This is a genomic window from Vibrio sp. V30_P3S12P165, assembly GCF_009904905.1.
Lineage (GTDB): Bacteria > Pseudomonadota > Gammaproteobacteria > Enterobacterales > Vibrionaceae > Vibrio > Vibrio fujianensis.
Genome location: NZ_WXWH01000030.1, coordinates 1 through 26032 on the forward strand (window position 1 = coordinate 1; position 26032 = coordinate 26032).

Annotated in this window: 24 protein-coding genes; 15 read left to right on the forward strand and 9 right to left on the reverse strand. The window is 40.8% G+C overall.

Features of this window, described 5'->3' with window-relative positions:
• The coding region (locus CAG57_RS05595) for a transporter substrate-binding domain-containing protein (protein ID WP_161439505.1) at window positions 1-1666 on the reverse strand (1666 nt) is incomplete at its 3' end.
• Window positions 1663-2286: a response regulator transcription factor gene (locus CAG57_RS05600; RefSeq protein ID WP_161439506.1), complete on the reverse strand. Its 624-nt coding sequence runs from the start codon at window positions 2284-2286 to the stop codon at window positions 1663-1665. The genes CAG57_RS05600 and CAG57_RS05595, both read right to left, overlap by 4 nt.
• Before the next feature lie 317 nt (window positions 2287-2603).
• Here CAG57_RS05600 and CAG57_RS05605 point away from each other — a divergent pair, with 317 nt between their 5' ends.
• Both CAG57_RS05605 and CAG57_RS05610 read left to right on the forward strand, forming a co-directional pair.
• Window positions 2604-3146: a fimbrial protein gene (locus CAG57_RS05605; protein WP_161430599.1), complete on the forward strand. Its 543-nt coding sequence runs from the start codon at window positions 2604-2606 to the stop codon at window positions 3144-3146.
• A gap of 62 nt (window positions 3147-3208) precedes the next feature.
• The gene (locus tag CAG57_RS05610; protein WP_161430601.1) at window positions 3209-3730 is read left to right on the forward strand and encodes a fimbrial protein; all 522 of its coding nucleotides are present in this window, start codon (window positions 3209-3211) and stop codon (window positions 3728-3730) included.
• A 63-nt stretch (window positions 3731-3793) separates the two neighbouring features.
• Here the strand turns inward: CAG57_RS05610 and CAG57_RS05615 are convergent, their stop codons facing one another.
• Entirely contained in the window at window positions 3794-4099 is a 306-nt protein-coding gene (locus tag CAG57_RS05615) for a hypothetical protein (RefSeq protein WP_161434037.1), read from the reverse strand.
• A 175-nt stretch (window positions 4100-4274) separates the two neighbouring features.
• On the opposite strand from CAG57_RS05615, the gene CAG57_RS05620 reads away from it, so the two are divergent.
• From CAG57_RS05620 to CAG57_RS05640, 5 genes are read left to right on the forward strand one after another with little or no spacing between them, the layout of a single operon-like run.
• Window positions 4275-5045, forward strand: a complete 771-nt coding sequence (locus CAG57_RS05620) for a fimbrial biogenesis chaperone (protein ID WP_161428344.1) — start codon at window positions 4275-4277, stop codon at window positions 5043-5045.
• The gene (locus CAG57_RS05625; protein ID WP_161430536.1) at window positions 5045-7519 is read left to right on the forward strand and encodes a fimbria/pilus outer membrane usher protein; all 2475 of its coding nucleotides are present in this window, start codon (window positions 5045-5047) and stop codon (window positions 7517-7519) included. Before CAG57_RS05620 ends, CAG57_RS05625 begins: the two co-directional genes overlap by 1 nt.
• A complete protein-coding gene (locus CAG57_RS05630; RefSeq protein ID WP_161434035.1) occupies window positions 7510-8922 on the forward strand; it encodes a fimbrial protein in 1413 nt (470 codons plus the stop codon). The genes CAG57_RS05625 and CAG57_RS05630 overlap by 10 nt, the downstream gene beginning before the upstream one ends.
• A 3-nt stretch (window positions 8923-8925) precedes the next feature.
• The gene (locus CAG57_RS05635; RefSeq protein WP_161439507.1) at window positions 8926-9627 is read left to right on the forward strand and encodes a fimbrial biogenesis chaperone; all 702 of its coding nucleotides are present in this window, start codon (window positions 8926-8928) and stop codon (window positions 9625-9627) included.
• Between the two features lie 4 nt (window positions 9628-9631).
• On the forward strand, window positions 9632-10561 hold the full coding sequence (locus CAG57_RS05640; RefSeq protein WP_161439508.1) for an OmpA family protein: 930 nt from the start codon (window positions 9632-9634) through the stop codon (window positions 10559-10561).
• A gap of 82 nt (window positions 10562-10643) precedes the next feature.
• Here CAG57_RS05640 and CAG57_RS05645 read toward each other — a convergent pair whose 3' ends face one another.
• The 6 genes from CAG57_RS05645 to CAG57_RS05670 all read right to left on the reverse strand — a co-directional run bounded on the left by CAG57_RS05645 (window position 10644) and on the right by CAG57_RS05670 (window position 16895).
• Window positions 10644-11204 carry a fimbrial protein gene (locus CAG57_RS05645; RefSeq protein ID WP_161439509.1) on the reverse strand — a complete coding sequence of 187 codons (561 nt, stop codon included), beginning with the start codon at window positions 11202-11204 and terminating at the stop codon, window positions 10644-10646.
• 328 nt (window positions 11205-11532) lie between these two features.
• Window positions 11533-12252 carry a glycerophosphoryl diester phosphodiesterase gene (locus CAG57_RS05650; protein WP_161428022.1) on the reverse strand — a complete coding sequence of 240 codons (720 nt, stop codon included), beginning with the start codon at window positions 12250-12252 and terminating at the stop codon, window positions 11533-11535.
• A 272-nt stretch (window positions 12253-12524) separates the two neighbouring features.
• A complete protein-coding gene (gene ugpC / locus CAG57_RS05655) occupies window positions 12525-13619 on the reverse strand; it encodes a sn-glycerol-3-phosphate ABC transporter ATP-binding protein UgpC (RefSeq protein ID WP_161428023.1) in 1095 nt (364 codons plus the stop codon).
• Window positions 13620-13671: 52 nt separating this feature from the next.
• Window positions 13672-14514, reverse strand: a complete 843-nt coding sequence (gene ugpE / locus CAG57_RS05660; RefSeq protein WP_099612475.1) for a sn-glycerol-3-phosphate ABC transporter permease UgpE — start codon at window positions 14512-14514, stop codon at window positions 13672-13674.
• A 10-nt stretch (window positions 14515-14524) separates the two neighbouring features.
• A complete protein-coding gene (locus CAG57_RS05665) occupies window positions 14525-15406 on the reverse strand; it encodes an ABC transporter permease subunit (protein ID WP_161428021.1) in 882 nt (293 codons plus the stop codon).
• A gap of 196 nt (window positions 15407-15602) precedes the next feature.
• Entirely contained in the window at window positions 15603-16895 is a 1293-nt protein-coding gene (locus tag CAG57_RS05670; protein ID WP_161428020.1) for an extracellular solute-binding protein, read from the reverse strand.
• A gap of 372 nt (window positions 16896-17267) precedes the next feature.
• On the opposite strand from CAG57_RS05670, the gene CAG57_RS05675 reads away from it, so the two are divergent.
• From CAG57_RS05675 to CAG57_RS05710, 8 genes are all read left to right on the forward strand, one after another.
• Window positions 17268-18446, forward strand: coding sequence for a methyl-accepting chemotaxis protein (locus CAG57_RS05675; RefSeq protein WP_161431198.1), 1179 nt, complete (start codon window positions 17268-17270; stop codon window positions 18444-18446).
• 32 nt (window positions 18447-18478) lie between these two features.
• A complete protein-coding gene (locus CAG57_RS05680) occupies window positions 18479-18847 on the forward strand; it encodes a response regulator (protein WP_099612471.1) in 369 nt (122 codons plus the stop codon).
• Between the two features lie 276 nt (window positions 18848-19123).
• Window positions 19124-19447: an STAS domain-containing protein gene (locus tag CAG57_RS05685; RefSeq protein WP_099612470.1), complete on the forward strand. Its 324-nt coding sequence runs from the start codon at window positions 19124-19126 to the stop codon at window positions 19445-19447.
• A gap of 4 nt (window positions 19448-19451) precedes the next feature.
• Entirely contained in the window at window positions 19452-21590 is a 2139-nt protein-coding gene (locus CAG57_RS05690; RefSeq protein WP_237665876.1) for a chemotaxis protein CheA, read from the forward strand.
• An 87-nt stretch (window positions 21591-21677) separates the two neighbouring features.
• Window positions 21678-23285 (forward strand): methyl-accepting chemotaxis protein, encoded by a 1608-nt coding sequence (locus tag CAG57_RS05695; RefSeq protein WP_161426871.1) that lies wholly within the window; start codon window positions 21678-21680, stop codon window positions 23283-23285.
• A 9-nt stretch (window positions 23286-23294) separates the two neighbouring features.
• Window positions 23295-23810, forward strand: a complete 516-nt coding sequence (locus CAG57_RS05700; protein ID WP_161426870.1) for a chemotaxis protein CheW — start codon at window positions 23295-23297, stop codon at window positions 23808-23810.
• 16 nt (window positions 23811-23826) lie between these two features.
• On the forward strand, window positions 23827-24672 hold the full coding sequence (locus tag CAG57_RS05705; RefSeq protein WP_161426869.1) for a CheR family methyltransferase: 846 nt from the start codon (window positions 23827-23829) through the stop codon (window positions 24670-24672).
• A 160-nt stretch (window positions 24673-24832) separates the two neighbouring features.
• Complete coding sequence (locus tag CAG57_RS05710; RefSeq protein WP_099612467.1) at window positions 24833-25915, forward strand: protein-glutamate methylesterase/protein-glutamine glutaminase; 1083 nt, start codon at window positions 24833-24835, stop codon at window positions 25913-25915.
• The last annotated feature ends 117 nt before the right edge of the window (window positions 25916-26032 follow it).

Here is a 26032-nt window from a genome sequence, read left to right on the forward strand (position 1 = left end):
GTCTCCTTCTATAGTTCATTATAATAAAAAAACCACCAATTAATATTAAGCTAATAAAGGTTATTCCAGATAATATAATGGTATATATGGTATATTTATAGTCTTTCCAACTTTGTTGCTCTGGGAGTGCATTTTTTTGCCAACGATTAGAAATTAATTTTATATCATTTGCTGGAATGAAGTCAATCAGTTGAGAAAACAGGTTAATTATATCATTGTTATCTTTTGTGGCAGCAATACTTAATGTTGCTGGTGGGATATCTGTTGCAATTCCTTTTATGTATAACTTTCCTTTGAAATATTTTTCAATATAATAATTTGCAGATAAAAGTGGGGTTAATGTTACAGAGTTATCATCTGATTTTTCTACTTCATTGAGAGCATCTAGATAGCTGTCAACGAAAATAATATTTGCAGATGGATTGGCTAGTTTAATATCTCTTGAAAGGACATGTCTTCTCGGTATATATATGTTAAGCTTTTTATTTGGATTGCTGTTTTTTTTAGAGATAATCACATAAGAGCTGTTTAATAAATTTTTACTGAAATTAAATCTATCATTTCTATTTATTGTTGCGGTTAATGCACTAATATCTGCACGGCCTGATTCTAAAATATTAACTTGCTCTTCAATACTATTGGTGAAAATATACTCAAAACGCAGGCCTGTATATATTTTGATCATGTCAAGGAATTCAATGAAAATACCTTGTGGATTGCCATCTTCTCCAACATAACTAACTGGAGCCGAATATTTAGATAGTACCACTCTAATGTTTTTTTTATCACCAAGATAATTTTTGGTCATTTGTCTTGCAAGAAGTAATCGATTTTTATTTGGAACAGATGTTCCACCACCATTCCAATGTGTAGTTAGTAAAGAGGAAACATTTTTATTAATAGCACCAAGTGCCTTATTAATTAATTTAAGTAGTACGATGTTTTCTGGAGCAATAGCAAAAGCAAACCCTTTAGAGTTAAAATCAAGTAATTCTTTAAATCTTAATTTATCAATGAACTCGCTGTTAATTTGATAATTAGCAGAGTAGAGGTCAAGAATAATAGCATCTACTTGGCCATAAAGTACGGCAGAGAGGGTTTTTTGAGGAGTATCATAAGTGATAAGTTTCGCGTTAGGATAGCTTTTTTCTATGACCTCATTAGGTAAATATTCATATAACATACCAATAGTTTTTAATTCTTTTTTATCATGGATTGGTTTATTACTAATGAACAGTGCAGGAATGTCAGATTGATAGGGAATGGAAAGTTCCAGGCCTAATGATGTTTCATAGATATTGGATGAGGTAAGAATATCGACTTCATTTCTTTTAATAGCTAAAATTGCGTCTTGTCTTGTTTTATAAGGTGTAAGTTGGATTGGTATGTTTAATAAATATTCTATAATTTTCAAATAATCTGCTGTTATCCCTTCATAGTAACTTGCTTGGCCATCATTTGAAATGTCATATGGAGGAAAGTCTTTAATAATAAACCCAACCTTTAATGTCCTATTTTTTAGCCATTTTTTTTCTTTATCGGTAATGTTTATTTTAGGAAGATTATAGTTATTAGTATAAATGGCACTATAAAGCTCAACACCTTTTATATTAAAAGATGTGATGATGAAGAATAAAAGTATTATTAATTTCTTTAGCTTAATCATAATAGGTTGTTTCTACGTGCAACCTCTATTAATTCAACGAGATTGGTCAGGTTTAACTTTTCAAAAATCCTAGTTTTATAGGTACTTATCGTTTTACTGCTTAAGAGCATCTGCTCAGCAATTTCTTTATTGCTTAATCCTGATGCGAGGTATTTAAAGACCATTATTTCTCTTCCAGATAGGACAGAGAGATCATCTGAATTTGAAGTTTTATTTTTTTGTGTATCCGGGTAATAGGATGTATCGGGAAAAAACTTGTAACCTGATTGAATGGATCGTACAGCGGTGAGCAATGCTTCGGTTCCTTCTTTTTTTGATAAGTAACCAGATGCGCCACATTGAATACAACGATTAACAAAGTGTTCTGAAGACTGCGAAGTAAGGACTAAAAAACGAGCATTTAAATTCAACGACTTACAACGTTCTATCACTTCCATTCCATCTAGCAGAGGAATATTTAAGTCAATAATTACAATATCAGGTTGATGTTTTTTTATCAGTTGTAATGCATCAATACCATTTTCTGCCTCACCAATAATTTGATATTTATTTTGTTCGAGTAATATTTTTGTTGCTAATAATACTACGGGATGATCATCTACAAGCAAAATAGTTGTCATTCACAAGGGCTCTCAAAGTGCGAATAAAAATTCATAAATAGCGCATTTTATCTGGGCGAAGCCTTATTCGCATACCTACATAATAGTGCCAGTTCATGGTAGCTGTAACCTCGATAAAGTTATAGTCAAGTTTTTGTCAGATTCTTAATCTCTTCTCATGTCACGTCATGAATGTAAGACCTTTCCTACATCTTTAAGGGCGGTTTCCTATGTTTTTTAGTCAGCTGTCTCGACATAATGACCTCGAGTTGAGTAATCAGTTTACATGATTTTTCTCAGTTATTGCTCAGTTATTAATTAAATATAGGTTAAATATAATGAAAAAAACAATGATTTCAGCAGCGACTTCATTAGGTGTTTGCAGCGCAGTCTTTTTAGTCTCAGTACCAGCTTTCGCGAATAATACCATCACTTTTAATGGCGAAGTAACAGATCAAACATGTTCTGTTACGGTAAACGGTAACGATGCGAATCCTGTGGTCCTTTTAGAGTCAGTGTCTGCAGCGACTCTGAAAGAAGCAGGAGCAACAGCTGGCCAGAAAACGTTTAGCATCGGTGTGACAGGTTGTACAGCTCCGACAACAGATGTACAAGTTTCTACCGTTTTTGTCGGTAATGTCGTTACTGCTGACGGTAATTTAGGTAATACGGGTGATGCAAAAAACGTTGCTCTACAGCTGCTTGATAACTCAATGAGTCCTGTTGATCTGACTTCTATGGCCTCATTAAGTGGTCTGACTCTTGAGGCTGGTGCGACTTCTGCTGTAACTGATTTTGGTGTTCAGTATATTTCTGAAGCAGGTGGTGCAACTCCTGGTTCTGTGCGTGCTTCACTTCAGTATGCGGTTTCATATAACTAATCTGTTTTGTCTTTCCTATCTCTAGGCGATTCTAGAGATAGGACGATGCAATAGGAGATGATGTGCGTATTGTCATGCTATCTTGTCTGTTGCTATTTTGTTTATCCAGTGGTGTTTTTGCTCGGCATAATACACTGCGTATTATGGGATCGACCAGTAATCAGACCTGTACTATCGAAGTTAATGGATCAACCCGTAATCCTATAGTTTTACTGGAAGCGGTAATGGTTAATCGGCTATTCAAACCTGATTCCTATTTTGGAGAAAAATGGTTTGATTTAGCACTACGAGAGTGTCTTCCACAGCAAATTGAAGAAGTTTATCTAACTCAACTTGCTGGAGATACAACAGAAGCGGGTAACTTGAAAAATACCGGCGGAGATGCACAGAACGTTGAGCTTCAGGTGATTAATCACAAGCGGGAGCGGATTGATCTCTCGACTCCTCCATTATTAGAAGTTGTGTTACCAGCAGGTCAGACAGAAGGTCGCCTTACTTTAGGTATACGCTATTTTAGCGAACGTGGGGATGCTACTGCAGGCAGCGTATTGTCGAGTATCCAGTATTTAGTTAGTTATAACTAGAATTCTAGGGGATGAGTTAGTTTCGATGCTTAGTGTATCATTATGACTCAGATCCCCTAGCCGTTATTGGTATTCAACGGTTACCATCAGACTCGTTTTGTCAGCGGTATAATGTACGCTTTTTAGTTTGTTGGGGAGTGTCTTAATTACCTGTTTTTGTTCTTGATAAATTGCAAAGTGTTCAGTTTCTTTGAGCCTATTTAAATCACCGCAACTGATTTGGTTTAAAGAAGCACTGCAGGTAGTTTCAACAACGGCTCCAGAAAAAATGATGGTTCCGCTTCCTATTGGTTTGAAAGCATAACCATTAAAACTCACAATGCAACAACTTGATATCATTAAATAAATAATTAAAAAAGACTTTTTCATAACATCCTCCGTACGTTTTTAAAATGTCAGCATTGTGGCGATATCTGACACTGACGTTAATATTAGTATAAGAGGAGAATCGCTAAACGTCTTCGATGCTCTTTTGTATTGGAATTAATATCACCATTAAACGAATCTGGTTACTTATAAAATGATGAGAATAATGAAGTCGGCTATGAGAAATTTTTTAGTCTTTTTATGGAGTTATATGCTAACCACGCCTTTGGTTTTTGCATCGGTTGTGTTGACCAACACCCGGGTGATTTATCCGGCTGATAGCAAAGAACATACCATCCAGTTTACTAATACTGATCAATTCCCAAATATAGTTCAATTATGGATTGATACCGGTGATGCTCAATCAACACCAGAGACAGCTGATGGGCCATTTGTTGTGTTACCACCTGTTTTTAAAGTTAATGCTGATAGTGGACAGTCGGTAAGGATTATCTACACCGGTCAGCAATTACCTCAAGATAGGGAAAGCGTTTTTTATCTAAACTTTTTGGTGATACCGCCTAAGATGGATAAAGCTCAAGAACAGAATCAATTGTTAATTGTGCTTCGTAACCGTGTGAAGTTGTTTTATCGACCAACAACGATTGATGGTTCTGCTAGTAAATCAATAGCCAAGATGTCGGCAACATTAACCTATACAAAGAATGGGGATCCTGAAACAGTCACGTTACTAAATCAATCAGGCTATTTCATCAGCTTGTCGAATCTGCATCTGGATTTTGGTGCAACGCGTTATAACTTTGGCCCGGTAATGATCGCGCCCTATGATGAGCTATCGATTAATCACTACTTGAGAAAAGAATCCATGTCGGGAAATCTAGCTTCTCAGAATTCTGGAGCTGTATTACGGTATGCTTATGTCAATGATTATGGCGCGCATATCGTTGGATCTTTTACCGTTAATTATCCATATGAGAAGCAGTTGTGATGTTATCGACTCTCTTGAAACAGCGATTATTGCTAGTGATATGTCTGTGTCTTGCATGCTATGCAAATGGAAAAGAGGATGGTTTTGAGTTTGATAGTTCGTTACTTTTGGGGGCTCATGATAAAAATGCTTTAAGCGGTATTCTTGAAAGTATTCTAAATGAATCATTACCAGAAAAAGGTCAATACAGCCTTGATATTTATATAAATAATCAATTCTATCGCCGTGATTTAGTGAATATGGTTGAGCTGAATGGAAGCATCGTCCCGTGTTTTTCTGTTGATGCATGGAAATCGATGGGCGTTAGCGAGGTTTATATCTCCTTTTCTGATAATGAACGTTGTAGTGTAGTACAAGAGTCTACGTTTGAATTAAACAAAGCAAAATTGACATTATCTTTACTGGTTCCTCAAGCTTATATGGTTTCTAAGCCGAGAGGTTATATTTCTCCAGCTCAATGGAATTTTGGCCATCCTGCATTTTTTTCTAATTATGATGCGAATTATTTTCAAGCTAAGTCACTATCAAGCAGTAATACAGGAAACAGCAGTAGCTTATTTGTTGGCCTCCGAGCTGGGGGGAATCTTGGATCTTGGCGCTTACGAAGTCAGTTTAATTATAGTTACAGCGATATAGGCTCTCAAAATCAGAATCAGTGGAATCATATCCGTAGCTATGCTCAAACTGCATTACCTAATTGGAAAAGTGATCTTACAGTAGGGCAGACCTACACGGCGGATACCGTTTTCGACAGTATCGGTTTTACTGGGGCAGAAATAAAATCGGATATTCGTATGAAACCTGCATCTCAACGTGGTTATGCACCGGTTATTGCAGGAGTTGCTAACTCTGTTGCAACTGTTACGGTATCTCAACAAGGACGAAAAATTTACCAGACAACCGTTTCTCCAGGTCCATTTGAAATTCGAGATCTATATTCTACCTATTACCAAGGCGATTTGGATGTTTCAATGCAAGAGGCAAATGGTAAAGTAACAACATTTACCGTCCCTTTTAATGCAGTGTCTGGCTCTGTGCGACCCGGGCAGGTTAATTATAGTGTTTCTTTAGGTCGTTTGCGTCTTGCTGGCATTGATGGGCCTTATTTTGCGCAAGGTGTATACGAACGAGGTATTACAAATAATTTAACCACGAACACAGGAGTACGTATTTCTGATGATTATTTGGGAGCTGCTGTTGGAGTGGTTCTTGGGACTCCTGTTGGTGCTATTGGCTTGCGTTCTATTTTTTCGAATGCCACCGTTCATGGTACGTCTTACCAAGGTTGGCGAGCAGGAGCGGATTACTCCATTGGTTTTAATACTACAGGCACCACAATCACTTTAGCAGGTTATCGTTATTCCACGGTCGGCTATCGAACTTTGAACGATGTTGCAGGAGCAAATACTCAGGTAGATAGTTCACAATGGATGGGGTTTACTCAATCTGAGCGTGCACTATTGAGTTTAAATATTAATCAGTCTTTGGCTAATATGGGGCAGCTCTATTTTTCTGGTTCTCATACAAGTTATCGTGATGGAAAAGATGCGATAACCCAGGCTCAATTAGGCTATTCATCACAAATCGGTATAGCCACCTTAAATGTCAATTATTCTAAAGTGTATCAGGAAGATAAAATAGCGTCTGACGATGTCATTAGCGTTGGTATTTCGCTCCCTTTAGGAGAACGTCGTTATCCGACTTTAGCGAGTTTAAGTGCAACACACGATAAGAGTAGCACTTCATATCAAGCTGGACTTTCAGGGCAGTTAAGTGGTCTAGAGAATACGACTTATGGATTGAGCTATTCTCTCGATAAGGAGGTGTCATCGTATTCGATGAACATTAATCGTGTTTCAACTAAAGCGGCATTCGGTGCCTCTTACAGTCGGAGTGACCATTATAAGCAATGGGGGGCTAATATCCGTGGTGGTGTGGTTATCCATCAAGGTGGGATTAACTTTAGTCAGAGCTTAGGTGATTCTTTTGCCGTTGTTAAAGCGGATATGGCTGAAGGGACAAGGATACGAAACACATTCGGAGCGAGCATTGATAGTAATGGCTATGGTGTAGTGAGTCATCTTTCTCCTTACACCGTTAACCAGATATCCCTCGATCCTTCAACGACTAGCAATACCGATGTTGAGTTGGCAGAAACACAGTTTAAGTTGATTCCAACGGCAGGAGCGATCTTGCAATATGATGTACCAACTACCGTGGGTAAAGCCATCTTAATTCAGATTGTAGGTGAAACCTTGCCACCTTTAGGCGCTGAAATTAAAGACAGTCAAGGAAAGTCTATAGGAATGGTATCGCAGATGGGATTAGCATTTCTTCGTGTGTCTGAATTTTCCGGAAAATTATCTGTTCGTTGGGGAGAGAGAGAAAATCAGCAATGCTATATTCGCTATGATATCTCCAATAAGATGAAAAATAGTCAAGAATTGTTGAGAGTAGCTTCTGTATGCCAGTAAGAGATTATTTAAATATAAAAAAATGGGCGATAAGAATATTAGGTGTAATTTTGTGTGGCTTAACAGTGACTGCACAAGCTACTTATTATGGCCCTATTGATAAGTGTGTACGAATTGCTCACGCTCCAGGTAGTAGCTTAAATAAACCCGGAGGACTATACAGTGTATTACCCGAATACGGTACAACAGGCTCGTGGACAGGCGCTACAGATACGAACTATGTTAACATGAATATCCCCAACCCCAATGTAGGTAATATTAACTTTCAGCCGGTAGGAACGGTTTTGAGTTCTGCGGTAAAAACTTTTTTGGAATTTGCTGAGTCGGGAAAGTTTTCACCTGAACAAGTATTGTATAAATGCCCTGCGAATGCCGAAAATTCTATCTATGAAATGTATTCCACCAATGGTGACTATCGCTGGGGGGGGCGTGAGGATTTGGAAGTCGGACTTTATTTCGGGATGCCGGGTGTATACTCTACTAAAATAAAAGGGTTAGGGTTTAGAATTACCAACCTCTCAACTGGCGAGCATTTTTCTCATATATGGAAAGCTCGTCCTTTAAGAGGATTAGATCGCGATCAGTATGGTAATATTTTATTAAAAGCAAAAGATTTCAGTAATATAAAAATTGAATTAATTCGTATTCCTGATATTCATCCTAATGGCAATACTAGTTCCATATGGAGTGGTTATGATATTACGGGGAAATTTACCGATGCCCAACCATTAGGCTATTTTGCTGTGAGGCTACCTTTGTCGACTAATTTAAATGATTTAAATGGCCCCACGCCAGGGCTAAATCATAAAACACATTATCCGGGATGGTATACATATTGGCCTGCAACTATTGGTTTATATAAAAGTATTACTATAGAAAGGTTACCAACGTGTCTTGTGAACTTTGTCACTCCTACGGTGACTTTTCCTCGTATTGGTGTAACAGAACTAAATCAAGGTGCACAACGTATTGCAAACTTTTCAGTTACGTATTCTTGTCAAAGTGGGGCAAATAGAGGTACTGGGGTGGGACAGGTGAGTATGTTTTTCTTGCCGACGGCTGAGAGCTTTAAATTGGCACAAGATTTATCTTTAGCTTATACAAATCTTTCTACTCCTTATTTATTGAGCGAAAACTACTATGCAGATACAACGGCAAAAGGGATCGCAGTAACTTTTTATAATCAGGCGGGGCAGCAGTTGCAATTCGCAAACCCAGATAACTATTTTGCTGCAGGATATAACCCTGCTCGTATTGCTCCTGGCGGTGATTCATCTGGTAGCAACCTCTATACTATGAACTTTGAAGCCAGATTGGGGAAAATTATCAATTCATTACCTGATTTGACGGTGACTCCTGGCCGATATTATGCAACCGCTCGTGTTGTAATGAGGGTAAATTAAACAATGAAATATGCAGTATTATGGCTATTGATGTCTATTATAATGACAACATCGGTGTCTGCGGGAGTTACATTGGAAGGAACGCGTATTATTTTTGATGCTGAGCGTTTATCCCAGTCTGTGTTGGTAGTCAATACGAACGATTATGACGTAGTTGTGCAGTCTTGGGTTGATAATGGGGATTTGGATAACCAACCAGAGAGTGCAATTGCTCCCGTGATCACTAAACCAGCCTTATTTACCTTAAAAACGGGTCAATCTCAAGTTATCCAATTGGTAAATGTTAACCAAGTTCCCATTCAGAGTGAACAATTATACTGGCTTAATCTATATGAGTTACCTCCTGTTCAGGCTGCCGGGGTAGATAAAATTGTATTAACTATGCAAACTCAATACAAATTATTTTATCGCTATATGGCGATGACGGTGCCGAACGAAAAATTAGCTCAACTTTTAACATTATCTGAGATTACACAAGATGGAAAATATTTTTTATCTATCAGAAATAATTCTTCTGTTCATATTAATTTAGCCGGTATAGGAATCGATGGGCATAGCTTAGATAAATTTGAACGTGTTATTTCGCCAAATGGATATCAAATGATTTCTCTGGAATCATCGATTAAAAACCCAAAAGTCACCCTTGATATTATTGATGATTCAGGGGCTGTTTTTACACTTTCCAAATCACTTTCAACTTTATGATATTATGAAAAAAATTATAACCTTTTTTATGTGTTTTGTTATCTATCCTATAGCATATGCGCAAGAGACATTCGATTACAAAGTACATTTCACTCTAGGCGAGTTGTGGAATGATCCATTAAGGAGTATGGACGATGACCATATTCCTGGGATTGGTGGGGAGTATTTTTTTGATCAAAATTGGAGCGCTCAATTAAACTATTTATATTCGGATTCGCTATCGAGTGGCAGATTTCAAAGTGTATTGTTGGGTGGTCGATATTATTTTGATGGTCATCAAGGAAACTCTCTATTTTTATCTGGTGATATTGCACGTGCATTTTATCCTAGTAAAGTTGAAAATCAATTTCATACTGGTATCGGAATTAACATTGTATTGAGTGAGCATTTTTCTTTTTCAGCTGAAGTAAGAAAAGTTTTTTCAGAGCGATTTTATAAACAAGATGCTATAAGTTTATTGACGTTAGGTTACCATTTTTCTGTATTGAAAAAACACCCTTCTGAAGCTACTTCTCGGCCTAATGAATTAAATAAAGATGAATATTCAAAGCCTGTTCTATCTCTCAATGTTGAATCCGAACTAGTGGATGTTGAGCCTGAACTTAAAATGCTTACTTTGTTTTTCCCTTTTGATTCTGTTCACCCGATATCGATTGATCAAAAACAGTTGGATATTTTTGTGCGTACTGCTAAGAAAAAGGGACAAAAAATTGTTATATCAGGACACAGTGATAGCTTAGGCTCTAAGACTTACAACTTTAAACTTTCAGAAAAGAGAGCGCTGTCTGTTTACCAGTTATTGCAGTCAAATTACTCTATACCTTCAGATAATATAAAAGTCGTTTTTTATGGTGAGACAATGCCAAAAGCAGATAATGGAACCGCAGCCGGTCGGGCATTAAATCGTCGAGTTAAACTTTCGTTGATCAACTGAAAATTTATCTAAGTTTTATTAAACCAACCATCATTTGAATCATTCAGTGATTAGTTGATCAATATGATTTAAGTTATCCCAATTAAAAATACGTCACGGCGTATTGTACATAAGCATTTAGCGTTCCAGGTTGAGGTGTATCACTGAGTGATATATAACGTATAGCAAAAGTTCGTGAGCCTTGTGATTCACCAGGAGGAATGATGATGGCTTCCTTCAATCGATAACCAATAAGTAAATCGCCAATAAATTCATTATTTATTGGTTGACCAGCTGGGTTTTCTAAAATTTGTAACCCGATATCTTTGGCACTACCTGAAATAGCTGGTACCATCCCAGGAATCAAACTTTCTCTATTTTTATCGATACCCCATGGTGAAAAAAGAACATCCCAACGCTGTTCTAGGGTCATACTTCTTAAACAATCGTATAGTGTCACATCAAAACTTGTTTCACCTGTAACGTATCCAATTTTTGAAAGATCATTGATATGAACACTTGGTAATTGAATAATAGGCCGGTTGGCTATCCCATTGACCATAACTTGACATGTTGGATAGCGCACTTTGCCTTCAAATTCTAAGATAGAAGCGCTGGTACTTGCACACAGCGGTAATAATAATAAATAGATTTTAGTCGACATATACGATCTCGAATTTTATTTGAGGTTTACTATGATAACCTTGTGCATATTTAAGTGAACTAAATTAAACGAATGTCAGAAAAAGATGAGTAATGTTTCATCTTTTTCCTACAGTTGAGTGTCCGCTACTTATTGAAGCTGCAACGGTGTTGTTTATCTTCGTTTACTCGAATCACATTGCTCATCGGGATGATGAGAGCTAGAGCCATACTTGGTTTTCGTCACGGCTATTTAAATTCGTTCCAGAAAAATTTGTCACTCACTTGCCGCCTACCTGCAACTTCAAGTGGTTTGGGTATAACCAGAAAAAATTAGGTGGTGAGAGCATTTATTGGCTTTTTTTCATAAATCGGCTCGGCCAATCTGAAAAGATCGCGTCCACATGATCAAGATAACTAAATCTATTGGGGTCATTCACGGTATAGCACCAAATTTGATATCCGTGAATTCGTAAATAATCAATATGTCTTTGGGTTATCCAGCGATAGTTGAGGTTTGCACTAAATGCCTCAACGTCTCGCATGACTTCTTTGTCTTTGTTAGAGAGTCGTTCACTTAAAACACCGAGTCGATAGCCAGGACAGTGTTGATGTAGCTTACGAATAATCTCATGGCTAAAGCTAGAAAGTAGTACCTTTTTGGGGTCTAAGCGACTTCGATCAAGTTGCACTTTGAGTTGTCTTGTCACTTGATCTGCATCGTGTTGATCGATTTTGACTTCGATATTTAACCCTAATTGGTTATCAGCGGCGAGTTCAAGTAACTCTTGTAGTGTCATGATCGGTTCGCCACTAAATTGAGGATCAAACCAACCACCAAAATCGAACTGCTGTAACTCGGCTAAGGTATAGGCATCAATTCGCCCTTTTCCATTACTACAGCGGTTGATGGTGTGATCATGGCATACGACTAGAATATTATCTTTGGTGGGTTGAACATCAATTTCTACCCAAGACAACCCCATATCAATCGCAGCCTGTACGCTGACACGAGTATTTTCTGGATAGCTTCCAGCCACACCCCGGTGACCGATAATCATAAGTGACATAATGTGTCCTTAAGTGATGAGTATTGTTGAGCAGCAACGACGAGATCGACTCGATGTTGAAGGGCCAAATAAGTGAGATCTGCCGTTACATGGTCGACCAATAGATGTTGCATTTAGAGAGTTTATCACTAACGATGGGAGCATAACGACCTAATTTATTTTTGTCGGCGACTAATCAGCATCGCTGGCTCTGTTCAAGATAGAACGCCGTGCGCTTGCTGAAAATAACGCGAGGATTTGTTTTTGTTGAGTCGATAAGCTCACATCAATCCTTATGCAATGGCCCGTTTAGCAAGAGAGGTTGGGCATAAACGTTTATCTTGCTGATCAAAGAGGTGCAAGCGATCAGATGCTATGGAGAGGGTCAGTGGCTTATGCTCCGCAAGTGGTATTTCTGGAGTTACGGCGATAAAGTCAGCTCGGTTATCTAATCCGATAATTTGTCCGTGAACTAATTGATTTGGCCCTAAGGGCTCGATGACATGAATCTGTAAAGTCAGGGTTAGTTTGTGTTGAACATGCGAGATTTCGGCATGTTCGGGACGAATGCCCAACGTGAGTGATTCTGCGCTCAGTCCTTGGTATTGAGGAAGATAGAATTGCTGATTTGCAATATGCAAGTGACCATTTTTTAGTTGAGCAGGCAGGAAGTTCATGGCTGGGCTACCAATAAAACTGGCGACAAAGGTGCTGGCCGGTTGATGATAAACCTCTGCGGGGGTACCGATTTGTTCAATTACACCGTCTTTGAGAACCACAATGCGATCGGCCAGCGTCATTGCTTCTATTTGATCATGAGTCACATAGACACTGGTCACTCCTAATTGACGTTGTAGCGTTTTGATTTCTAACCGCATATGGGCGCGTAGAGCGGCATCTAAGTTCGATAAAGGTTCATCAAACAAAAAAAGTTGCGGATCACGAACAATGGCACGTCCCATGGCGACCCGTTGCCGTTGTCCTCCTGAGAGTTTACTGGGTTTACGCGCTAAATACGCTTCGATCTTGAGCGTTTTTGCCACTTGCTGAATTTTTTCTTCGATGGTGTCTTTATCAACCCCGCGATTTTTTAATCCATAAGCAAGGTTATCGTACACACTCATATGTGGGTAAAGTGCATAGTTTTGAAACACCATCGCAATGTCTCGTTTAGCCGGTTTTTCCTTATCGACCCGTCGGCCAGCCAGATAAATCTCACCATCTGATATGGGCTCTAGTCCAGCAATCGAGCGTAAAATGGACGACTTTCCACAGCCAGATGGCCCTACCAATACAATAAACTCACCTTGTTGGATAGAAAGATCGACCCCTTTCACGGCACGGTGACCATTTTCGTAAGTTTTTACCAGCTGTTTGATTTCAAGCATCACGTTTTGCGGCTCCTGTGATGGAGTGTGGGGTACTAAATGGATAGCAGTATTATTTTTCACTTTCGACCAGTCCTTTGACAAACCAACGTTGGAAGATGACGACCACCAAAACGGGTGGAAGCATGGCTAATATGACCATGGCAAAAGCGTAGTCATAACGCGGTAAATTGGTTTCGTTGATGTTATTGAGAATTTGTTTTATCCCCATCACGATGGTGTTGTAGTGTTCATCGGTAGTCATCATGATTGGCCATAAATATTGATTCCACCCCACCACAAACATAATGATAAAAATGGCTGCCATCATGGTTTTTGATAAGGGGAGCAGTATGTCGATAAAAAATCGAATCGGCCCTGCATTATCGAGTTGTGCTGCTTCCATTAATTCATCGGGAATGGTTTTAAAAAATTGACGGAAAAAGAAGGTTGCGGTTGCCGATGCGATCAAGGGTAAAATTAAGCCACTATAGCTGTTGAGCATTCCTAGGTTGGAGACGACCTCATAAGAGGGAATGATCCGCACTTCTAAAGGTAAAAGTAAGGTCACAAAAATTAGCCAAAACCAAGCACTGGCGTAGGGAAGGCGGAAATAGACAAGGGCAAAAGCTGCCATCATGGAAATAATAATCTTACCAATAGCAAAGCCAAGCCCCATGATCATCGAGTTTGTAATCATAGTGCTGGCGGTAACATTTCCAGCAAAACCAACGCTTTTATTCCATGCCTCTTGGTAAATGGCCACAGTATGCTGGCCGATGCTCCATTGTAGCCCTTCACTGATAATGGTATTGGGATGATGGGTTGAGCTGGCGAAAATTAACCAGATGGGGAGCAGCATAAACAGAGTGCCCGCTACCAGTATCAAGTGGTCAGAAAGCTTGTTACTTTTCATCATTAAGCCTTTAGTAGTGGACGCGTTTTTCAACGTATCGAAATTGGATAAACGTCAGCATAAGTACCAGTGCTAACAACACGACAGATTGTGCAGAGCTACCCCCTAAATCAGCACCGACAAACCCATCCCGATACACTTTATAAACCAAAGAGGTGGTGCTTCCACCAGGGCCACCATTGGTCATGGTGTCGATCACCCCAAAGGTGTCAAAAAAGGCGTAGGTAAGGTTTATTACCAGCAGGAAAAACCCCGTTGGTGCTAGGAGAGGGAAGGTGATAGTCCAAAAACGTTTCGTATCACTGACACAATCCAACATAGCGGCTTCTTTGACCGCATAAGAGATTGATTGCAAACCCGCCAAGAAATAAACAAAATTAACCGCCACTTGTTTCCAGACAGAGACTAAAATTAGTGCAAAAGTGGCATCAACGGGGTTGGTTTGGAGACTGACCTGCCAGCCAAACTGAGCAAAAAACTCCGTCAAAATACCAATATGTGGATTAAACAAGAAACCGCCGATGATCCCAGCGACAGCAGGGGCTACAGCGTAAACCCACGTTAATGTCACCTTATATGAGCCTTGGCCGTGAATAATATTATCCGCTTTGACGGCCAGTAGTAGGGCAATAGCGAGAGATAAAAAAGAAACTAAGAGGGAAAACAGCACAGTAAAACCGAGCGATGATAAATATTCTGGGGATTGAAAGAGCATCTGATAGTTTTCAAACCAAACAAACGTCGATGACATTCCCCAAGGATCTTCTAACATAAAAGAGAGATAGATTGCTTTGATTGCTGGGTAGACAAAAAAAATGGCGATGATCACGATCTGCGGTGCCAGCAAGAGATAAGGCAAAGGCGAGTGTAGAAATTGTTGTCGACGTTCCACAAGTTTTTCCAATTAAATTAATAAGCTATACCCTTCCTACTTGAAGCTGTAGGGATGTTGGCTACGTTTATTCACCCCAATTACCTAGCTTGCCTATGCTCATGGGGGATTTACTTACTTGCCGCCTACCTGCAACTGCAAGTTGTTTGGGTATATTAAAACCCCCGCAACATGACTTGCGGGGGGGCGATCCACATCATTGCATCGTGCGAGCAAAGCGGCTCAATAGTGTTTCACTTTCTGTTTTCACTTTATTCAGGCTATCTTTAACAGAAGAACGGCCCGCAAAAATATTGTCGAATTCTCGGTGCATTACTTCTCGAATCTGCGGGTAATAGCCTAAGCGATACCCTTTGGTCCATTCGCCAGAGGGTAAGCTGAGTTGTTTGACACCCACTTCTGCATCAGGATGTTCGCGGTAATAACCTGACGCTTTTGTCATCTCATAGGCGGCATTAGTTACAGGAACATAGCCGGTGGTTTGGTGCCAATACATTTGAACTTCTGGACGTGTTAAGTAGGTAAAGAAAGCGGCAACGGCTTTATCTTCCGCTTTTGAATGGCCATTTAAAGCAAACAGCGCTGCGCCACCAATAAAGGTATGCGTGCCGTTTTTATTTAATGATTGCCAGTAGGGTAAGTAAGTGGTGCCAAAATCGAAATCGACTCGGTTACGTAAGCCACCGAAAGAACCCGATGATCCCATCCACATTGCCACTTCTTGACGTTCAAAGGGGATTTGGTTGGCATCCCAATTGCTGCCGTAATATTTAAAATAGCCTTTGTCTGACCACTCTTTCAGTTTTCCAATATGCATTTGCATATCTGGGGTATTCACCATGACGGTTGAAGAAAGTGCTTGATAGCCATTTTGCTGATCGGAGAGAGGAAGGTTATGGCGAGACTTGAAGTTTTCGACCATGATCCAAGGTGTAAGAGACTGTGAAAACGCTGCATATCCTTTTGATTTGAGCTTGATAGCCAGTGCTTCTAGCTGCTCGTAGGTTGTTGGTGCCTCACCTCCAACTTGCTTGAGAATGTCTTTATTGTAATACAGCACCGGCGTGGAACTGTTAAAGGGCATGCCGACCATTTTACCGTTATTATCCGCATAAAAGTTACGTACACCTGCCAGATAATCTTGGGAATGAAAAGTATAACCCGACTCAATCATAATATCTTGCACGGGTTTCGCCACGCCCGGAGCATTCATAATGGTGGCTGCGCCGGCATCAAACACCTGCAAGATGTTGGGCGATTGTCCCGCACGAAAAGCAGCAATGCCAGCGGTCAGGGTTTCAGTATACTCCCCTTTATAAATAGGCGTAATTTGGTAATCATTTTGTGAGGCATTAAAATCAGCAGCAATTTTATTGACCGTTTCGCCTAATTGGCCACCCATTGCATGCCACCAAGTAATATTGGTGGCTGCGAAACTGGTTCCTGAACAGGAGATAGACAGTAGGCTCGCTAACCATAGCTTATTCATTTTTTTTCCCTTAGTCAGTTTCGAACGAGACGATTCTTATTTCGTTTGATGCTGCTATGGTGGCGATGAAATGTGTTACTCCCGTGGCGATTAGGTTTCATTGTTGTGAAAGGTTTATGTCATTCAGAAGGCATTGAGAAATGTCAGCTTCGACGCTAGGGTCAATAGACCTTGGGCCTCGTGCGGTATTTTTGTGAAGTTATTAATAGATTAAATATTATTTCATCCGCTCATTTGCCTACTAGATACCTGACTGCTACTTTTAAAAAAACAGGCTGATATTCATGAACCATCATATCACTACTGAAAGGGTAGGAATGTAGCCAAAGATAATCATTAGAATAACGTCAGTTAGGCATAGGAATATAATCCATGTTAGTGATTAGACTTACCCCGTTGTTTATGCCTGTGTTGCTGCTATCGGGCATAGGCATTTTTTACTCAGATATTGCACTGGCTATCAGTGTGCCTCTTTTCATTGCGTCAATGATAAGTATCGGTTATGCCGCTTGGAATTATGAAGCGTATATTAAAACCGTTAAACAGCAAAAAAAGCAGATTGAGCAGCTTTCCTCACAGCAAGAATCCGAGTTGGAATCTTTCCATTCTCTTGAACCTCTATTTATTGAGTCTTTACCCATTTGGTCGCGGCATATTGATTCAGCAAACCATCATTTGACCGAGTCTGTGGCGGAACTCAGTGAACAATTTACTCAGTTAGTTGAGCGCCTTTCCCATTCCTTGTCGCTCCAAGCTGGTAGTGATCGCACTCAAGACCAGTCTATTCCAGAAGAAATTAATCAATGTCGCACCATGCTAAATGAGGCGGTAGAGGCTCTTCGCTCCGGTCAAGCGTTACGTCAGCAAGTATTGAGTGAAATGAGAAATTTAGTTCAGTACACCAGCGCATTGAAAAAAATGGCCAGTGATGTGGTTGGTATTGCAGAAAAAACTAATCTACTGGCGTTAAATGCGGCCATTGAATCAGCTCGTGCGGGGGAAGCGGGGAGAGGATTTGCTGTTGTTGCTGATGAAGTGCGAAGTTTGTCCCACCAGTCAAGAGAAACTGCTAACCATATGACGGAGCAAGTGAATACCGTCAACTTAGCGATAGAAAAAGCTTGTAACATGGTACAGCAAGTGAATAAAGATGAAACTGAACAGATGAACCACACCGAACAGCGCATCGATGAAGTGATGAGCCATTTTCAGCATATGCTGCACACTTTAGATGCCCAAGCTCAAGGGTTAACAGAGGAGGCTCATCAAGTCAAAGAAACGGTCACACACGTTATTATTCGTTTGCAGTTTCAAGATCGAGTGAGCCAAATTCTTGATCAAATTAGCTTGAATTTAAAAGAGTTAAGTGAATCCATTGCGTTGGCGAAACAGGATCGAAATCATCCTGTTGTTGGTCAGTTATCACCACAAAAATGGCTTGAAAAGCTGAAAGGGAATTACACCATGATAGAGCAGCACCAAGTTCACCGCGGAGAAGAGCATCAATCGAATGTGAAACGGGCGGTTCAATCAGACATCACGTTTTTCTAACTCATTGGGGCTACCAATAAGGAGGTTTGAAGATGAGCAAAACCATTTTAGTCGTTGATGACTCTGCGGCAATTCGTCAAGTGGTGAGTTTGGCTCTCAAAGGGGCTGGCTATCAAACCATTGAAGCCACGGATGGTGTGGATGCGTTAAAAAAAATTCAGGGCGTCAAAATTCATTTAGTGATTAGTGATGTCAATATGCCCAATATGGATGGTATTACGTTATTAAAAGAGTTGAAAAAACAACCAAGTACTAAATTTACTCCTGTGATCATGCTGACTACAGAATCGGAAGCGGGCAAAAAAGATCAAGGCCGTTTAGCGGGCGCGAAAGCATGGGTGGTTAAACCTTTTGTGCCTGATCAAATGCTGGCTGCAGTCAATAAATTAATGCCAGCTTAGGGTCTGCTGACCTTTCGAGCTGATTTTTTCAGCAGTTTGTGGCTTCTTTATATAAGGCAGAGGCTTGAAATGTGGTGACTCTACCTGAGAAGCCGATAACGCCGTAGAAAGGAGCCACAAACGCTGCCCGAAAGGTTCGGCTAAAAGCGTTTTACTCTTTGTTGAGCGGTGTTTTGCTTAGAATGACTAGGCGACAAAGCTCTCGCCGCGATTAAAACGCTTTTATCTCGAACAAAATTTAATCGCGAAAGGTCAACAGACCCTAGGAGGTATGACATGCAGGTACTTGAGGAAAATAAAGAGCAAGTCCAAATCGCATTAACCGGTGAGTTAACCATTTATCAAGCAGATGCATTGTATGAATTTTTAACACCTTGGGCTGAGCAATCGTGTGATGTTGTCATTAACGTCGAACAAGTAACCGATATTGATACCAGCGCCATTCAATTACTATTGATGTTGGATAAAGTCAAAGAGCAGCAGCAACAACGCTTAATTTTACTGGGTGATAGTCCATTACTTCATCGAGTGATAGAAAAATTAGGGGTTAACCGCATGAAAAGTCAGTTGCAGGTGCTCTCTAGTCTAAAACAAGGATAAAAGTATGAAGATGGATCCCATGTTGTTGGCGGCTTTAGACACCTACTATACCGAAAGCCGAGAACTGCTCGAAACCATGGAGCTTGACTTACTAGAACTTGAAGCTGGCAATCGTAATGAACTATCTGAAAGGCTCAACGCTATTTTTCGAGCCGCTCATACGGTCAAAGGCTCCGCTGGAATTTTCAACTTAGATTCGATTGTGCATTTTACCCATAAAGTTGAAAATTTATTAGATCAGCTAAGAGCAACGCCATCGTCTCTTTCGAGTGAGATCATCAGCTTATTATTTCGTTGCCGGGATCATATGCTCAGCTTGTTGGATGAAGCGCAATATCAGCAAGTGGATGATCAAGACAATGCGAGTATTAGTAAATCGTTAATGATTGAGTTAGATCAATACCTTGTACCTTCACCCGCAACTGACTCGCGGGATGAGACGTATTGCCAAACCGAGCGTTGTGACTCGTCTTATTCAACTTCAGCAGCCTCATCTCACTATTTTTTATTTGTTCGTTTCCCAAAGACGGCATTGCAAGATGGTATGGATCCATTATCTTTTTTTACTTATTTGGCTAAGTTAGGCGAAATTGAGCAAATTATTTTAGATGACAGTGGGTTGCCGGATGAGTGGCAAGCATTTGATTCAGAGAATAGCTATTTATGTTGGCAACTTTCCTTCACCACATATGCTCAAGCGAGTGAGATAGAAGAAGTTTTTGAATTTATTCGTGATGAAGGAGAGGTCTGGGTGTTTACTGAGGAGCAGTGTACGGCTGATTTTATGGCCAATTTACAACAACTCAGCCAGCAAAACCCATCCCATTTTCACTATTGTGGTTTATCGGTGAGTGAATCTACCGATTGTAGCTCGACGATCGGTGTCGAGCGCATCGAGTCTACGACTCCCTTAGTGAATGCAAATGCCCCTAAGTCTAAAGCTGCTAATGAAACACAGCATCGTGATTCAAAAAGTTTACGTGTCGATGCCGAGAAGCTCGACACGTTGATTAATCTTATTGGTGAACTGGTGACTGCTGGCGCTGGATGCGCACTACAGGCCAGCCACTATGCAGATAGTGTATTGCAAGAGTCAGTGTCCTGTTTAAATGGATTATTAGAAGAAGTGAGAGATGCCGCGCTCAAATTAAGAATGGTACCGATAGGGACGACCTTTATTCGATTTCAACGGGTCGTTAGGGATGTATCGAAAGAGCTGGGAAAAGAAATTGAGCTAGTTATCCATGGCGCAGAGACCGAATTGGATAAATCAGTCGTTGAGAAAATAGGCGACCCGTTGATGCATCTTATTCGTAATGCCATTGATCATGGCATTGAATCTCCAGATAGTCGCAAAGCACGAGGAAAATCCACTGCTGGAAACATTACCCTCAACGCTTACCATGATTCAGGAAATATTGTGTTAGAAATTAGCGACGACGGAAAGGGGTTGGATACCGAGAAAATTCGTCTAAAAGCGATAGAAAGAGGCTTAATTGATCCACAGAGCGTTCTTAGCCGTGAAGAAACGTATCAACTTATTTTTGAACCGGGTTTTTCAATGGCCAAAGAGGTGTCCAATCTTTCTGGTCGAGGGGTTGGAATGGATGTGGTTCGGCGAAATATTCACGAATTACGAGGCCGGGTTGAAATCGAAAGTGAAGTCTCTGTCGGAACGACTATCCGACTCATGCTTCCGCTCACCTTAGCCATTATTGACGGTTTTTTGGTTGAAGTCGGTCAAGAAGAGTTTGTCGTCCCCCTTGATTCAGTGAAAGAGTGCGTTGAACTGAATCATCACCTTGAAAAACGGACCGGTAAAGTAACCAATCACCTTAATTTAAGAGGCAACGTTTTACCCTTAATCGATCTACGTAAACAGTTTAATCTAAATTACCGCGCGCCTCGGCGGCAAAATGTTGTGGTGGTGCAAACCGGGGGGCAAATGGTTGGACTTGTGGTTGATCGACTCTTGGGCGAGTTACAAACCGTGATTAAACCGCTCGGTCCAATCTTTACCAATATTCAAGGGATCAGTGGTTCAACGATCTTAGGTAATGGGGATATAGCGCTTATCCTCGATATTCCAAGTTTAACACAGCAAATTATTCAGCAAGAATCTCAACAATTTACGATTCACTGAACAAGGGTATGAATTGAAGAAGTGAAGGAAAACTACGTTTATCAGATGAAGAACATGATGTTCATCACCTAAATAAGGAATCTGGCAATGTTTAAGAATCTCTCAGTAAAAATTAAGCTCAGTTTACTAATTGGGCTATTAGGTATTCTGTTGGTGGGTATCGGCGCAGCAGGGTTGTACGGGATGGGAAAAATGGTTGATGGATTAAAACATGTCTATCAAGACCGAACCATTCCTATCGGCCAACTGGGAGATATTAAAGCTCGCTTTTTGGGTAATCGTATTGCATTAGCGTTTGCTCAACTGGTGCCCGATGAAGAAAATATCGCGATGCAAGTTGCATTAGTGGAAAGTAATTTAAAAATAATAAACGAGAATTGGTCGAAATATGCGAACACGAGCTTAACCGCAGAAGAAGCACGTTTAGTAAGCCAGTTTGAACGAGACAATAAAGCTTTTATTACTCAAGCGATTGAACCCACCTTAATTGCGTTGCGAGCCAATGATATCGAGACGGCTACCTCGCTAGCGGGAGATAAAGTTCGCCCGTTATATACACCAGTCGCCCAAGTGCTCGAACAGTTAATTGAACTTCAAATCAAAGAGTCAGCTAACCAATACCAAAGAGAAACATTACTTTACGATACGTTGCGCATAGTCTCTATATCGTCAATCGTGGTTGGCCTGATACTGGCGTTAAGTTTCGGTATTGTCATTATTCGAGGAATTTGTGGTCCTTTGGAAAGCGCAGTCCGACTGTCTCAACAGTTGGCAAAAGGGGACTTGACCGCCAGTATTGAAGTAACCAGTAAAGATGAAATGGGCCGATTATTGCTGGCAATGCAGCAGATGGTGCAAAAAATCTCACAAATAGTGGGTGAAGTGAATGGTGCAAGTAATGCCTTAGCTTCAGCATCAGAACAGGTTTCTTCAACCGCGCAAAACTTAAGCCAAGGCGCGAGCGAACAGGCGGCTAGTGTCGAAGAAACCACTTCCTCCATAGAAGAAATGTCAGCTTCAATTGCTCAAAATACTGAAAATGCCAAAGTAACCAATGGTATTGCGAGTAAAGCAGCAAAAGAAGCACAAGATGGTGGTGCTGCGGTCACACAAACGGTCGCGGCGATGAAATCAATAGCGGAAAAAATCAGTATTATTGATGATATTGCCTATCAAACAAACTTATTAGCTTTAAATGCGGCTATTGAAGCTGCCCGAGCAGGTGAGCATGGAAAAGGATTTGCAGTTGTGGCGGCTGAAGTCCGTAAACTGGCCGAACGTAGTCAAGTCGCATCACAAGAGATCGGTGAGGTCGCCAAAAATAGCGTCGCATTAGCTGAACAAGCCGGGGAGCTGCTAGAAGAAATTGTACCATCCATTCAAAAAACAGCCGACTTAGTTCAAGAAATTAATGCCGCCTCAATGGAGCAGGCAACCGGTGCTTCACAAATAAATCAAGCGATGGAGCAGCTTAACAGCGTGACTCAGCAAAGTGCTTCGGCATCAGAAGAGTTAGCTTCAACTTCGGAAGAAATGAGTAGCCAAGCACAACAACTGCAACAATTGATGACGTTTTTTACCACCGACGCGTCGCGTGAAGTCCACACCAGTAAAAAACTAAATAAGCAACCCGTAAAACAGCAACACGAAACATCAACGTTGATTGATGATGATGCCGATTATGTTCGTTTTTAGGAGGTTAACATGACTGCATTAGCGGTAACTCCCAATGGTGAGGCGAATGACCAGCAATATCTAACGTTTTTATTGAACGGTGAAATGTATGCGTTTGCCATTCTGAACGTCAAAGAGATTTTGGAGTATGGGAAAATTACCCCGATTCCGAGAATGCCTAAATTTATTCAAGGCGTCATCAACCTTCGCGGTGAAGTTGTGCCGGTGATTAACCTTGCACACCGTTTTCATATTGAAGCTCAGCCGATTACCAAACGATCTTGTATTGTAATTATTGAGGTAGAAACAGAGACTCAGCGTCAAGATTTGGGGGTTTTGGTCGACAGTGTTTCTGAAGTCATTGATATACCGGGTTTAGATCTAAGAGCGGCACCTTCTTTTAGTTGCCAAATTCGTATCGACTTTATCCGTGCAATGGGTCAGTTACAGGATAACTTTGTCATCATCCTCGCGGAAGATAAAGTCTTATCGGTCGAGGAACTCGCCATGGTTGAGCAGGTGACTAACGAGTTAGTCACCGGGTAGAATAGAGGGGCTTCTTATGCCGTTTCTTGAATCGGTTTATCCAGAATGTTATCTATCGCATCACTTATCTGACCAAACATTTGTGCGTTATCAACGTTGGTTGTATGAGAGAGCCGGTATTTATCTCCACGATGGTAAAAAATCGCTAGTGATTGGCCGATTGGGATCGCGTCTTCAGCATCTTGGATTAGCGGATTGGGATGCTTATTTTAACTTTTTTACCTCATCAGTAGAAAGCCCGGCTCAAAAAGCTGAACAACAAATTGTTATTGATTTGCTGACAACTAATGAAACCTATTTCTTTCGTGAAGAAGCTCATTTTTCGTTTATTCAACAAGAGATTCTTCCTCAATACCTTGATCGCTCTTTTCGTTGTTGGAGTGCTGCTAGTTCATCTGGTGAAGAAGCCTATTCATTGGCGATGTTATTAATGGAGCACTATTGTCATCCTTGGCAAATTTTAGCCACTGATATCAGTAGCCGTGTTTTGGATGTGGCGAGACATGGTGTTTATCCACTGAGCCGAAGTGCCAATATTCCACTACATTATTTACAAAAGTATTGCCTTAAAGGGATTGGTGACAAAGCGAATGGGTTTAAAGTGAGCCGAGCGTTGCGTGAAAAAGTGAGCTTTCAGGCGGTCAATTTGCAAGATAACTTAGCGCGTTTTGGTCATTTTGACCTTATTTTACTCCGTAATGTGATGATCTATTTTGATGCGCGTTCTAAGCAGCGAGTGATTGATAATATTCAACGCCAGCTTAATGTCGGTGGATACCTATTTATTGGACACGCAGAGACGTTACAGTCTGTTCGTTCTTCTTTGACGCTGATCTCGCCTTCTATCTATCAAAAAGTTTAGAGATTATACCCAAACAATTTGAAGTTGCAGGTAGGCGGCAAGTGAGTGAATCCCCATGAGCATAGACTGGTTATGTGATTAGGGTGAAAGAACGTAGCCAACACCCCCTGCAGCTTCAAGTAGGAAGGGCATGGAATGGATGAATTGATTAGGAAATGCGATGACGCATAAAAAAATTAAAGTGTTGATCGTTGATGACTCGGCCGTTGTAAGACAGGTTTTCAGTCAAATGTTATCGGGACAGCCGGATATCGAACTATTACCTGCGGCGGCAGATCCTATTTTTGCCATGAAACGAATGCAGCAAACGTGGCCAGATGTCATGATTTTAGATGTTGAGATGCCAAGGATGGATGGTATTACCTTTCTAAAAAAACTGATGGCAGAACGTCCCATTCCGGTGATTATCTGCTCTACACTAACTGAGCAAGGCGCGCAAATTACTTTAGATGCGTTACAAGCTGGGGCGGTAACTATCATAACTAAGCCTAAAGTGGGTTTAAAAGGCTTTCTTGAAGAGAGCACGAACCAAGTACTACAAGCTGTCCGTTCGGCGGCTAAAGCACAACTAAAAAATTTACTTACTCCGCGTCAAACTCAGCTTGCTCGTCCGTCATCAACGGTCACAAAAAATGGGCCAACACCTTCGATTAATGCATTATTAAGCAGCGAAAAAATTGTTGTGATAGGAACCTCCACCGGTGGCACACAAGCGCTTGAGTATGTGTTGACCCGTTTACCGGCGCATTCGCCTGGGATTGTGATTGTCCAACATATGCCAGAGAAATTTACCGCAATGTTTGCAGAACGGCTCAATAACCTATGCCAAATTAGTGTCAGTGAAGCTAAAACGGGGGATCGTGTATTGCCAGGCTGTGCTTTGATTGCTCCTGGAGGAAAGCACACTAAGCTCGTTCGAAGCGGAGCACAGTATAAAGTCGAGGTATTTGATGGCCCACCAGTGAACCGTCATAAACCATCGGTGGATGTCTTATTTCGCTCTACCGCTCAGCAAGCTGGAAAAAATGCTTTGGCCATCATTATGACGGGCATGGGAGATGATGGTGCCCGTGGGCTTAAAGTTCTACTGGATAGCGGAGCAAAGACGGTGGCTCAAGATGAAGCGACTTGCGTGGTATTTGGTATGCCAAAAGAAGCCATCGCGCTGGGGGCAGCACAGCATGTGAGTCCACTTGCGGGGATCATCACGCACATTCTTCAGTTCGAAGCCGATAGTCGATAGTCGATAGTCGATAGTCGATAGTCGATAGTCGATAGTCGATAGTCGATAGTCGATAGTCGATCTTAACCTATTACCTAAAAACAGCAAACCCGCTAAAATACAGTTGATAATGAGAGC

What these genes read in the sequence shown, in the direction of transcription:
- ugpE (WP_099612475.1), bottom strand. Translation starts at nt 14,514, where the DNA reads ATGAAAAGTAACAAGCTTTCTGACCACTTGATACTGGTAGCGGGCACT.
- CAG57_RS05690 (WP_237665876.1), top strand. Translation starts at nt 19,452, where the DNA reads ATGAAGATGGATCCCATGTTGTTGGCGGCTTTAGACACCTACTATACC.
- CAG57_RS05675 (WP_161431198.1), top strand. Translation starts at nt 17,268, where the DNA reads ATGTTAGTGATTAGACTTACCCCGTTGTTTATGCCTGTGTTGCTGCTA.
- CAG57_RS05600 (WP_161439506.1), bottom strand. Translation starts at nt 2,286, where the DNA reads ATGACAACTATTTTGCTTGTAGATGATCATCCCGTAGTATTATTAGCA.
- CAG57_RS05700 (WP_161426870.1), top strand. Translation starts at nt 23,295, where the DNA reads ATGACTGCATTAGCGGTAACTCCCAATGGTGAGGCGAATGACCAGCAA.
- CAG57_RS05650 (WP_161428022.1), bottom strand. Translation starts at nt 12,252, where the DNA reads ATGTCACTTATGATTATCGGTCACCGGGGTGTGGCTGGAAGCTATCCA.
- CAG57_RS05640 (WP_161439508.1), top strand. Translation starts at nt 9,632, where the DNA reads ATGAAAAAAATTATAACCTTTTTTATGTGTTTTGTTATCTATCCTATA.
- CAG57_RS05620 (WP_161428344.1), top strand. Translation starts at nt 4,275, where the DNA reads ATGAGAAATTTTTTAGTCTTTTTATGGAGTTATATGCTAACCACGCCT.
- CAG57_RS05705 (WP_161426869.1), top strand. Translation starts at nt 23,827, where the DNA reads ATGCCGTTTCTTGAATCGGTTTATCCAGAATGTTATCTATCGCATCAC.
- CAG57_RS05670 (WP_161428020.1), bottom strand. Translation starts at nt 16,895, where the DNA reads ATGAATAAGCTATGGTTAGCGAGCCTACTGTCTATCTCCTGTTCAGGA.
- CAG57_RS05680 (WP_099612471.1), top strand. Translation starts at nt 18,479, where the DNA reads ATGAGCAAAACCATTTTAGTCGTTGATGACTCTGCGGCAATTCGTCAA.
- CAG57_RS05695 (WP_161426871.1), top strand. Translation starts at nt 21,678, where the DNA reads ATGTTTAAGAATCTCTCAGTAAAAATTAAGCTCAGTTTACTAATTGGG.
- CAG57_RS05645 (WP_161439509.1), bottom strand. Translation starts at nt 11,204, where the DNA reads ATGTCGACTAAAATCTATTTATTATTATTACCGCTGTGTGCAAGTACC.
- ugpC (WP_161428023.1), bottom strand. Translation starts at nt 13,619, where the DNA reads ATGCTTGAAATCAAACAGCTGGTAAAAACTTACGAAAATGGTCACCGT.
- CAG57_RS05635 (WP_161439507.1), top strand. Translation starts at nt 8,926, where the DNA reads ATGAAATATGCAGTATTATGGCTATTGATGTCTATTATAATGACAACA.
- CAG57_RS05625 (WP_161430536.1), top strand. Translation starts at nt 5,045, where the DNA reads ATGTTATCGACTCTCTTGAAACAGCGATTATTGCTAGTGATATGTCTG.
- CAG57_RS05615 (WP_161434037.1), bottom strand. Translation starts at nt 4,099, where the DNA reads ATGAAAAAGTCTTTTTTAATTATTTATTTAATGATATCAAGTTGTTGC.
- CAG57_RS05685 (WP_099612470.1), top strand. Translation starts at nt 19,124, where the DNA reads ATGCAGGTACTTGAGGAAAATAAAGAGCAAGTCCAAATCGCATTAACC.
- CAG57_RS05605 (WP_161430599.1), top strand. Translation starts at nt 2,604, where the DNA reads ATGAAAAAAACAATGATTTCAGCAGCGACTTCATTAGGTGTTTGCAGC.
- CAG57_RS05710 (WP_099612467.1), top strand. Translation starts at nt 24,833, where the DNA reads ATGACGCATAAAAAAATTAAAGTGTTGATCGTTGATGACTCGGCCGTT.
- CAG57_RS05630 (WP_161434035.1), top strand. Translation starts at nt 7,510, where the DNA reads ATGCCAGTAAGAGATTATTTAAATATAAAAAAATGGGCGATAAGAATA.